The 9,102-nt window shown below is 69.0% G+C and carries 12 protein-coding genes; 5 read left to right on the top strand and 7 right to left on the bottom strand.

The genetic code is table 11. From position 1 onward, the window contains the following. Nucleotides 1–312 (top strand): helix-turn-helix domain-containing protein (locus tag G3I65_RS11435; protein ID WP_160696085.1); only part of this gene is annotated, 312 nt, incomplete at its 5' end. 51 nt (nucleotides 313–363) lie between these two features. On the opposite strand, the gene G3I65_RS11430 is transcribed toward G3I65_RS11435, so the two are convergent. Beyond that, nucleotides 364–783, bottom strand: coding sequence for a cytochrome c oxidase subunit 4 (locus G3I65_RS11430; protein WP_160696084.1), 420 nt, complete (start codon nucleotides 781–783; stop codon nucleotides 364–366). Between the two features lie 32 nt (nucleotides 784–815). Next, nucleotides 816–1,757, bottom strand: coding sequence for a cytochrome c oxidase subunit II (gene coxB, locus G3I65_RS11425; protein WP_163046671.1), 942 nt, complete (start codon nucleotides 1,755–1,757; stop codon nucleotides 816–818). Between the two features lie 184 nt (nucleotides 1,758–1,941). Here coxB and asnB point away from each other — a divergent pair, with 184 nt between their 5' ends. Next, on the top strand, nucleotides 1,942–3,876 hold the full coding sequence (asnB, locus tag G3I65_RS11420; RefSeq protein WP_160696083.1) for an asparagine synthase (glutamine-hydrolyzing): 1,935 nt from the start codon (nucleotides 1,942–1,944) through the stop codon (nucleotides 3,874–3,876). A 79-nt stretch (nucleotides 3,877–3,955) separates the two neighbouring features. Here the strand turns inward: asnB and G3I65_RS11415 are convergent, their stop codons facing one another. Next, nucleotides 3,956–4,948 carry a carbohydrate kinase family protein gene (locus G3I65_RS11415; RefSeq protein ID WP_160696082.1) on the bottom strand — a complete coding sequence of 331 codons (993 nt, stop codon included), beginning with the start codon at nucleotides 4,946–4,948 and terminating at the stop codon, nucleotides 3,956–3,958. A 148-nt stretch (nucleotides 4,949–5,096) separates the two neighbouring features. Between G3I65_RS11415 and G3I65_RS56445 the strand changes: the two genes are divergently transcribed. Continuing rightward, entirely contained in the window at nucleotides 5,097–5,267 is a 171-nt protein-coding gene (locus G3I65_RS56445; RefSeq protein ID WP_166639946.1) for a hypothetical protein, read from the top strand. A 61-nt stretch (nucleotides 5,268–5,328) separates the two neighbouring features. Here the strand turns inward: G3I65_RS56445 and G3I65_RS11410 are convergent, their stop codons facing one another. Next, nucleotides 5,329–5,706, bottom strand: coding sequence for an iron-sulfur cluster assembly accessory protein (locus G3I65_RS11410; RefSeq protein ID WP_004562664.1), 378 nt, complete (start codon nucleotides 5,704–5,706; stop codon nucleotides 5,329–5,331). 146 nt (nucleotides 5,707–5,852) lie between these two features. On the opposite strand from G3I65_RS11410, the gene G3I65_RS11405 reads away from it, so the two are divergent. Then, nucleotides 5,853–6,500, top strand: coding sequence for a DUF3043 domain-containing protein (locus tag G3I65_RS11405; protein WP_160696081.1), 648 nt, complete (start codon nucleotides 5,853–5,855; stop codon nucleotides 6,498–6,500). A 200-nt stretch (nucleotides 6,501–6,700) separates the two neighbouring features. After that, nucleotides 6,701–7,690 (top strand): aldo/keto reductase family protein, encoded by a 990-nt coding sequence (locus G3I65_RS11400; protein ID WP_160696080.1) that lies wholly within the window; start codon nucleotides 6,701–6,703, stop codon nucleotides 7,688–7,690. On the opposite strand, the gene G3I65_RS11395 is transcribed toward G3I65_RS11400, so the two are convergent. The 3 genes from G3I65_RS11395 to G3I65_RS11385 all read right to left on the bottom strand — a co-directional run. After that, nucleotides 7,687–7,899 (bottom strand): hypothetical protein, encoded by a 213-nt coding sequence (locus tag G3I65_RS11395; RefSeq protein WP_160696079.1) that lies wholly within the window; start codon nucleotides 7,897–7,899, stop codon nucleotides 7,687–7,689. The genes G3I65_RS11400 and G3I65_RS11395 overlap by 4 nt on opposite strands. Further along, nucleotides 7,892–8,734 (bottom strand): phosphoribosylaminoimidazolesuccinocarboxamide synthase, encoded by an 843-nt coding sequence (locus G3I65_RS11390; RefSeq protein WP_160696078.1) that lies wholly within the window; start codon nucleotides 8,732–8,734, stop codon nucleotides 7,892–7,894. The genes G3I65_RS11395 and G3I65_RS11390 overlap by 8 nt, the downstream gene beginning before the upstream one ends. Continuing rightward, nucleotides 8,731–9,102: UTRA domain-containing protein (locus G3I65_RS11385; RefSeq protein ID WP_160696077.1), on the bottom strand; the 372-nt coding region annotated here is incomplete at its 5' end. The genes G3I65_RS11385 and G3I65_RS11390, both read right to left, overlap by 4 nt.

Here is a 9,102-nt window from a genome sequence, read left to right as displayed (position 1 = left end):
GTCGCGGAGGCCCTGGAGTGGGTCGAGCGGCGGCTGGACCAGCCGTTCACGGTGGCGGAGCTGGCCCGCCGCAGCGGGCTCGGCGAACGGACGTTCCTGCGCCGTTTCTCGGCCGCCACGGGCACGACGCCGCACCGGTGGCTGACCGAGCGGCGCCTGGACCGCGCCCAGGCCCTGCTGGAAGCGGGCCGGCTGTCGGTGGAGGACATCGCGACGGCCTGCGGCTACGCGTCGGCGGCCGCGCTGCGGCACCAGTTCACGCGGCTGCGCGGGACCAGCCCGTCGTCGTACCGGACGGCTTTCCGGGGCTGAAAACGAAACCGGCCGCCACGCGGGTGCGTGACGGCCGGCTTCGAAACAGCGTCAGTCGTGCGACGGGCCGGTGTGGTACTCGAACACCAGGCCGCCGATGGTGATGAGCAGCGCGACCAGCGCGATCACCAGCAGCCAGATGTGGAAGAACGCCAGCGCCAGCGCCGCGAGGGCCGCCGTGGCCGCCATCGAGACCGGCCAGTAGCTGCCCGGGCTGAAGAAGCCCAGCTCGCCCGCGCCGTCGCTGATCTCGGCGTCTTCGCGGTCTTCCGGGCGCGGCTCGATGCGCCGGGCGACGAACTGCATGTAGCTGCCCGCGAGGAACGCCAGGCCGCCGGTCAGGAACAGCGAGACGATGCCCACCGGCTCCGGGCCGTGGGTCGCGGCCGCCGCGGTCCACACCCAGTACACGGCCGCCATGAACACGGCGAAGATCGCCACGATGAAGAAGATGCGGGCTTCGGCCTTCATGGGTTCTTCCCTACTCCTGTTTCAGCCGGACGTCAGTTGGACGCGGTGCGGGCCGTGCGGTCGGTGTTGAACGGCTGCGTCGTGACCGCGTGCGGGGTGCACAGCTCGCCGCAGTTCATCTTCGCCAGCGCCTCGGCCGCGGTGAACGCCTGGCCGGTCGCCGGGTTCGTCTGCTTCCGCAGCGCGATGTACTGGTCGTACTTGTCCGCCGACAGCGCGCGGACCTCGAAGTTCATCACCGAGTGGTACGTGCCGCACAGCTCCGCGCACCGGCCGACGAAGGAGCCTTCGCGGTCGATCTTGTTCTGGAAGGAGCTGTCCTGGTTGTTCTTCTCCGGGTTCGGCATGACGTCCCGCTTGAAGTGGAACTCCGGGACCCAGAAGGAGTGGATGACGTCGGTGGAGACCAGGTCGTACTGGATGGTCTTGCCGACCGGGAGCACCAGGAGCGGGATCTCGCCGGAGGAGCCGACGGTGCTGACCTGCTGGCCGTCCGCCTTCTTCGCCGACTCGTCCTCGTACTTGAACTCCCAGTTCCACTGGAAGGCCACGACCTGGACCTTGACGTCCGGGTTCGGGATCTTGTCCAGGACCTTCGACTCCGTCGTCGCGGTGAAGAAGAACAGGACGCAGACCATGATCGTCGGGACGACGACCGTGAACAGCTCGAGCGGGATGTTGTACTGGAACTGCCGGGGCAGTTCCTCCGGCTCGCCGTCGGCCGTCTTCTTCTTGCGGTGGAACGTCGCGGTCCAGAAGATCAGGCCCCACACGATGACGCCCACGGCCAGCGCGGCGACCACGGTCCAGGTCCAGAGGTTCCGCATCTGGTTCGCCTGCTCGGTGACGCCGACCGGCCAGCCGAACCGCAGGATCTCGTCGCCGGAGCAGCCCGTCGCGGTCAGCGCGACCAGCACCGCCAAAGCGGCCACGCGCACGGTCCGCTTCCCCAGGGTGCGCTTGGGTTGTCCCACTGCGCCTCGCCCTTTCACCCAGAGCCTCCTACGACCGATCTTTGTGACAGGCGGAGCCTAGCCGAGTTGGCCCGTCCCGCTGACCAAGGGGTAACCATCGACGCGCGTGGTACTCGCCACGACCGGCCCGGCATACTGGGCCCTTCCCAGCCCCGCGAATACCCCTGAAGGTGTGTGAGTACCCGTGTGCGGCCTGCTTGGACTGATCTGCGCGACCGAGACCGGCGCGGCGAACGCGCGTGACGCCGTCGGCGCGGCCATGCGCTGCCAGCGCCACCGCGGCCCCGACGAGCAGGACACGTGGGCCGACGCCGAGGTCGTCTACGGCTTCAACCGGCTCGCGTTCATCGACGTCGAGCACGCGCACCAGCCGCTGGTCTGGGGCCCGCCGGAGGCGCCCGGCCGGTACACGATGAACTTCAACGGCGAGATCTACAACTACCGTGAGCTGCGCGAAGAGCTCGCCGCGCAGCACGGCGCGAAGTTCGAGACCGAAGGTGACGGCGAGGCCATCGTCGCCGGCTTCCACTACCTGGGCGCCGGCTGGGTGAAGCGCCTGCGCGGCATGTTCGCCTTCATGATCTGGGACTCCCAGGAGAAGAAGGTCTTCGGCGCGCGCGACCCGTTCGGCATCAAGCCGCTGTTCTACTCGGCCGGCCCCGGCGGGGTGGCGTTCTCCAGCGAGAAGAAGAGCCTGCTGGAGCTCTCGGACGTCCTCGGCGTGGCCCAGGAGCTGGACCGCACGGCCCTCCAGCACTACCTGGTCCTGCAGTACGTGCCCGAGCCCGAGTCGCTGCACACCGCGATCCGCCGCGTCGAGTCCGGGACGTCGTTCGAGGTGGTCCCCGGCGGTGAGGTGAAGTTCACCCGCTACTTCCACCCGCAGTTCAGCGCCAAGCCGGTGAACTCGCAGGCCGAGGCCGAGGAACTGCACCAGCGCATCGCCGATGTGATGCGCGACTCGGTCGGCAAGCACATGATCTCCGACCCCGACGTCACGGTCGGCGCGTTCCTCTCGGGCGGCATCGACTCCACGGCCACCGCCACGCTGGCCAAGGAGCACAACCCGAACCTGATCGCGTTCACCACCGGGTTCGAGCGCGAGGGCTACTCCGAGGTCGACGTGGCCGCCGAGTCGGCCGCCGCGATCGGCGTGAAGCACGTGGTCCGGACGGTGTCGGCGGACGAGATGATGGAGGTGCTGCCGCTCATCGTCTGGTACCTCGACGACCCGGTGGCCGATCCCGCGCTGGTCCCGCTGTGGTTCATCGCCCGCGAGGCCCGCAAGCACGTCAAGGCGGTGCTGTCCGGCGAGGGCGCGGACGAGCTGTTCGGCGGCTACACGATCTACAACGAGCCGATCTCGCTGGCGCCGTTCGAGAAGATCCCGGGCGGCATGCGGAAGCTCATCGGCAAGGTGTCGACGAAGATCCCCGAGGGCACCCGCGGCAAGGACCTCCTGCGCCGCGGCGCGCTGCCGCTGGAGGACCGCTACTACGGCAACGCCCGCAACTTCCGCGACGACCAGCTGCGGAACGTCCTTCGCACGTATCAGGAAGGCGTGGGCTTCAAGGACGTCACGGCGCCTTGGTACGACGTCTCGCGCGGCTGGGACCCGGTGGCCCGCATGCAGCACGTCGACCTCTACACGTGGCTGCGCGGCGACATCCTGGTCAAGGCCGACAAGGTCACCATGGCCAACTCGCTGGAGCTGCGGGTGCCGTTCCTCGACGCCGAGGTGTTCAAGGTCGCGGCGTCCATCCCGCTGGACCAGAAGCTCGCGCACGGCACCACGAAGTACGCGCTGCGCCAGGCGCTGGCCAAGATCATCCCGGCGCACGTGCTCAACCGCCGCAAGCTGGGCTTCCCGGTCCCGATCCGGCTGTGGCTGCGCAACGAGATGTACGACTGGGCTCGCGGGATCATCAACGATTCCCGGACCGAGGAGCTGCTGGACAAGAAGGCGATCCTGGCGCTGCTGGAGGAGCACAAGGCGGGCCAGCTGGACCGCAGCCGCCAGCTGTGGGCGCTGATCGTGTTCATGCTGTGGCACGGCATCTTCGTCGAGCACCGCATCAAGCCCGAGATCCCGGAGCCGGTCTACCCGGTCAAGCTCTGACCCGCTGAAAAAGCCGTGAAGGCCTCCTTACCGGCTTTTTTGACCGGTAAGGAGGCCTTCACGGCTTTCGGGCGTGGGGTCAGGCGGCGGGCAGGACCGCCGAAATCTCGTCGGCCGCGTCCGGGCCGAAGGCCTCGCCGATGCGGGCCAGGGCGTCCGCGCGGTCGAACGTCCACTCCTGCGTGCCGACCGTCTCCAGCACCAGCACCGCGATCAGCGAGCCCAGCTGGGCCGCGCGCTCGACGTTCAGGCCGCCGTCGAGGCCGGCCAGGAAGCCCGCGCGGAAGCCGTCGCCGACGCCCGTCGGGTCGGCCTTCGCGCGCTCGGGGACCGCGCCGATCTGCAGGGCCGTGCCGTCCTTGCCGACGATCTCGACGCCCTTCTCCCCCAGCGTCGTGATCCGCATGCCGACCTGCGCGAGGACGTCGGCCTCGGTCCAGCCGGTCTTCTGGAGCAGCAGCTCCCACTCGTAGTCGTTGCTGAACAGGTACTTCGCCCCGGCGACGAAGGCACGCGCCTGCTCGCCGCTCATCCGGGCCAGCTGCTGCGACGGGTCGACGGCGAAGGCGTACCCGCGCTGGCGGCACTCCTCGGCGTGGCGGACCATGCCCTCCGGGTCGTCCGGGCTGATCAGCACCAGGCTGAGCGCGCCGGCGCGCTCGGCGATCGGCTGCAGCTCGATGTTGCGGGACTCGGCCATCGCGCCCGCGTAGAACGTCGCGATCTGGCAGAGGTCCTCGTCGGTGGTGCAGACGAACCGCGCGGTGTGCGCGACCTCCGACACGTGCACGCCGGAGGTGTCGACACCGTGGCGCTCCAGCCAGGAGCGGTAGTCGGCGAAGTCGGCGCCGACGGCACCCACGAGGACCGGCTGGACGCCGAGGACCCCGAGCCCGAAGGCGATGTTGGCGCCGATGCCGCCGCGCCGGACCACGAGGTCGTCGGCGAGGAAGCTCAGGGAAACCCGGTGCAGCTGCTCCGCGACCAGCTGCTCCGCGAACCTGCCCGGGAAGTGCATGAGGTGGTCGGTCGCGATACTGCCGGACACCGCGATCCTGGCCCTGTCTGCCACCGGCTGCTCCTTTGTGTTCGACCTCACGGCAAAAGGCGCGAAGTTACCCCCGGGTCATGACCCATCCGGGTAGTTCGCGCACGCCCAGCCGACACTACCGGCTGGTACTCCTTCTCCAGTCGAATCGCGATCAATAGCGTTACGAATCGTGAACGCCGTCACCGAACCCGAGACCCTGTCCGAGCTGATCGCCGACTGCGCGCTCATCCCGGCGAACCTGCAGGCCGAGCGCCTGCCGCTGCCCCGCGTCACGGCCGAGCCGTGGGCGGTCGACGAGGCGTGCCACGCCCAGGTCGCGGAGCTCGACGCCTACGTGTAGTCCGCAGAGACGAAGAAGGCCCCGCCTCCCTTCCGGGGAGCGGGGCCTTTCTCAGGCTGACTCAGTGGAACGAGTCGCCGCAGGCACAGGAGCCGGTGGCGTTCGGGTTGTCGATCGTGAAGCCCTGCTTCTCGATCGTGTCCACGAAGTCGATGACGGCTTCCGACACGTACGGCGCGCTCATCCGGTCCACGGCGACCTTGAGGCCGTCGAAGTCGCGGAACAGGTCGCCGTCGAGCGTGCGCTCGTCGAAGAACAGCTGGTAGCGCAGGCCCGCGCAGCCACCGGGCTGGACGGCGATGCGCAGGTGCATGTCGTCGCGGCCCTCCTGCTCGAGCAGGGCCTTCGCCTTGGAAGCCGCGGCGTCGGTCAACGTGACGCCGTGGGTCTCCTCGGCGGTCTCGGCCTGCGTCGCGCCGGCGTGCTCAGCGGTCGTCATGGCACTCCCTCAAAGTTCGAACTCGCTGCGGATACTCCTCGTGCTGACGTCTTCAACACCCGGAGCGTCCGATCTGTTCCCCCACCATGGTCGCACATCGATCGACCTGGTGAACGGCGGCGTGACGCCTGCAATACCCTGGTGAGGTGAGGTTCCTGCGCCGAAGCACCACAGACACCGCCGCCGAAGAGCCGGAGACGACGGACGCCGTCGACGTCGCGGGCAAGGCGTTCACGCCCGGTAAGGGCAAGGCTACGCCCAAGCGTCGCGACGCGGAGGCGAAGAAGCGCGGCCCGGTGGCGCCGCCGCCCACCACCATGCGTGAGGCGATGAAGCGCAACAAGGAACTGCGCAAGTCGAACCCGCAGACGAAGGAAGACCGCCGCGCGGCCGCCAAGCTCCGCCGCGACCGCATGATGGCGGGCGACGACAAGTACCTCCTCCCCCGCGACCGCGGCCCGGTGAAGGCGTACGTCCGCGACCTGGTCGACACCCGGCGCAACCTGCTGGGCCTGTTCATGCCGCTGGCGATCGTGGTGTTCCTGGCGCTGCTGGTCCCGCTGCCCCAGGTCCAGTCGTACATCACGCTGCTGTGCACGGCGATGCTGCTGGTGATGGCGATCGAGGGCTTCGTGAACGGCCGGAAGATCGCGAAGCTGGTGCGGGAGAAGTTCCCGAAGGAGACGGTGAACGGCCGGTCGATCGGGTGGTACGCGTTCGTGCGGGCGTCCCAGATCCGGCGGCTGCGGGTGCCGAAGCCGCGGTTGAAGCCGGGCGACCCGATCCCGAACTGAGCTGGTTTCGAGAAGCCGGGTGGAGCGATGCTCTACCCGGCTTCTTGCTGTCCACGACCCGGCACGGACGTAGTGAATGACTCATTCATGTCGTCGGACGACATGAATGAGTCATTCACGTCACCCGGGGAGCCGGAGCGAGGCTGGAGTCACTCCAGGGTCGTTAGCAAAGCAAACGATTACCGCCTAAGCTCGCACCCATGGAGTTTCGTCGTCTCGGCCGCAGCGGCCTCAACGTCAGTGAGATCTCGTACGGGAACTGGCTCACCCACGGTTCCCAGGTCGAGGAGGACCAGGCCCACGCCTGCATCAAGGCCGCGCTCGACGCCGGCATCACCACCTTCGACACCGCCGACGTCTACGCCAACACCGCCGCCGAATCGGTCCTCGGCCGTGGCCTGAAGGGCCAGCGGCGGGAAAGCCTGGAGATCTTCACCAAGGTCTTCTGGCCCACCGGTCCCAAGGGTCCCAACGACAAGGGCCTGTCCCGCAAGCACATCATGGAGTCCGCGAACGCGTCCCTGCAGCGTCTCGGCACCGACTACGTCGACCTCTACCAGGCGCACCGGTTCGACCGGACCGTCCCGCTCGAAGAGACCATGCTCGCCTTCGCCGACCTCGTCCGCCAGGGCAAGGTGCTCTACGTCGGCGTCTCCGAGTGGACCGCCGAGCAGATCTCCCGCGGCGCCGCCCTCGCGCGCGAGCTGAAGATCCCGTTCGTCTCCAACCAGCCGCAGTACAACATGCTCTGGCGCGTCATCGAGGACCAGGTCATCCCCGCCTCCGAGCGCGAAGGCCTCAGCCAGATCGTCTGGTCGCCGATCGCGCAGGGTGTCCTGACCGGCAAGTACAAGCCCGGCCAGGACTACCCCGCCGGCTCGCGCGCCACCGACGAAAAGGGCGGCGCCAACATGGTCGCCCGCTTCCTCGACGAGAACGTCCTCAAGCGCGTCGCCGAACTGGAGCCGCTCGCCAAGCAGGCCGACCTGACCCTGGCTCAGCTGGCCGTCGCGTGGGTGCTCCAGAACCCGAACGTCGCCTCGGCGATCATCGGGGCCTCGCGGCCGGAGCAGGTGCACGAGAACGTCAAGGCCGCCGGCAAGAAGCTCGACGCCGACCTGCTCCAGGCCATCGACGACGTCCTCGGTGACGTCGTCGAACGCGACGCGAGCCTGACCAAGAGCCCCTAGTCCTGGTTGATCCGGCCCTGGAACGGCACCCCGAAGCCGAACGCGTCTTCGGGGGACAGCCGGGGCTCCAGGCCGAACCCGCGCAGGAGGCGGCTGGCGCCCGCCAGCCGGTCGCCTCCTCGCCCGGGGATCCGCGACGGCGCGAGGCCGTGCGAAACCAGCAGCGTCTCGACCTCGTCGATCAGCCGGTACGGGTCGAACTCACCCACGGACCCAGGTCTTCCCGGTGATCCGCTCGTAGACCTCGGTGTAGCGCTGCCGCGTCTGCTCGACGATGTCCGCCGGGATCTCCGGCCCGGGCGGGGTCTGGTCCCAGCCCGTCGACCGCGACCAGTCGCGGACGAACTGCTTGTCGAACGCGTGCTGCGGGCGGCCCGGCTCCCACTCGTCGGCGGGCCAGAACCGCGACGAGTCCGACGTCAGGACCTCGTCGCCGAGGGTCAGCGTGCCGTCGGCGTCGAAGCCGAACTCCAGCTTCGTGTCCGCGATGATGACGCCGTGCTTCGCCGCGTGCTCGGCGCCCTTCGTGTAGATCTCCAGCGTCAGCTCGCGAAGCCGCTTCGCGGTGTCCTCGCCGATGTCGTTCAGGACCTCGTCGAAGGTCATGAACTCGTCGTGCCCGGTGTCGGACTCCTTGGTCGTCGGCGTGAAGATCGGCTCGGGCAGCTTGTCGCCCTCGCGCAGGCCCGGCGGCAGCGCGACGCCGGAGATCTTGCCGTCGCGCTGGTATTCCCGCAGGCCCAGGCCGGCGAGGTAGCCGCGGGCGATGCACTCGACCTTGACCATCTTCAGCGGCTTGCAGCGCATCGCGCGCCCGGCGAACTCCGCCGGCACGTCGGTGGTCGACACGACGTGGTTCGGCACGACCCCGGCCATCCGGTCGAACCACCACGCGGAGAGCTGGTTGAGCAGCGCGCCCTTGTCCGGGATCAACGTCGGCAGCGCCACGTCGTAGACCGAGACCCGGTCGGACGCGACCAGCAGGATGTCCCCGCCGTCGAGCTCGTACAGGTCGCGGACCTTGCCCGCGTGGATCTTCTTCATTCGCCGTCCTCAGTCGTGTACTCGTAAAAAACCCAGTGGTCGGGCAAGGCGGCGGATTCACCGTACTCGACGACCGTCCCGTCGGCCGCCAGGAAGGTGCTCCGGCCGAGCAGCACCGGCGCCCCTTCGGGCAGGCCCAGTTCGCTCGCCTCCTCGCCGCTCGCGCGGCCCGCCGCGTGCCGTTCCTGCGTCGTCACGATCCTGGTGCCCAGCCGGGCGGCCGCGTGGGCCGAGGTGCCTTCGACGATCCGCTCCGCGACCAGCAGCGCCGGCGCCTTGGCCGAGAGCGCGCCGTCGAACCACGACGTCGACGTCGACAGCGGCCGCGAGTCCGGCCCGTACGTGGTGCGCTGCCGCCGGACCGCCGG

It is taken from the genome of Amycolatopsis sp. SID8362 (assembly GCF_010550475.1).
GTDB classification, from domain to species: Bacteria; Actinomycetota; Actinomycetes; order Mycobacteriales; family Pseudonocardiaceae; genus Amycolatopsis; species Amycolatopsis eburnea.
The sequence above is the reverse complement of the archived record's forward strand: the minus strand, read 5'-3'. Positions and strand labels throughout refer to the sequence as shown.

Bases quoted from the DNA above. Each gene is read 5' to 3' on its own strand.
- G3I65_RS11430 (WP_160696084.1), bottom strand. From the start codon at position 783: ATGAAGGCCGAAGCCCGCATCTTCTTCATCGTGGCGATCTTCGCCGTG.
- G3I65_RS11400 (WP_160696080.1), top strand. From the start codon at position 6,701: ATGGAGTTTCGTCGTCTCGGCCGCAGCGGCCTCAACGTCAGTGAGATC.
- G3I65_RS11390 (WP_160696078.1), bottom strand. From the start codon at position 8,734: ATGAAGAAGATCCACGCGGGCAAGGTCCGCGACCTGTACGAGCTCGAC.
- G3I65_RS11410 (WP_004562664.1), bottom strand. From the start codon at position 5,706: ATGACGACCGCTGAGCACGCCGGCGCGACGCAGGCCGAGACCGCCGAG.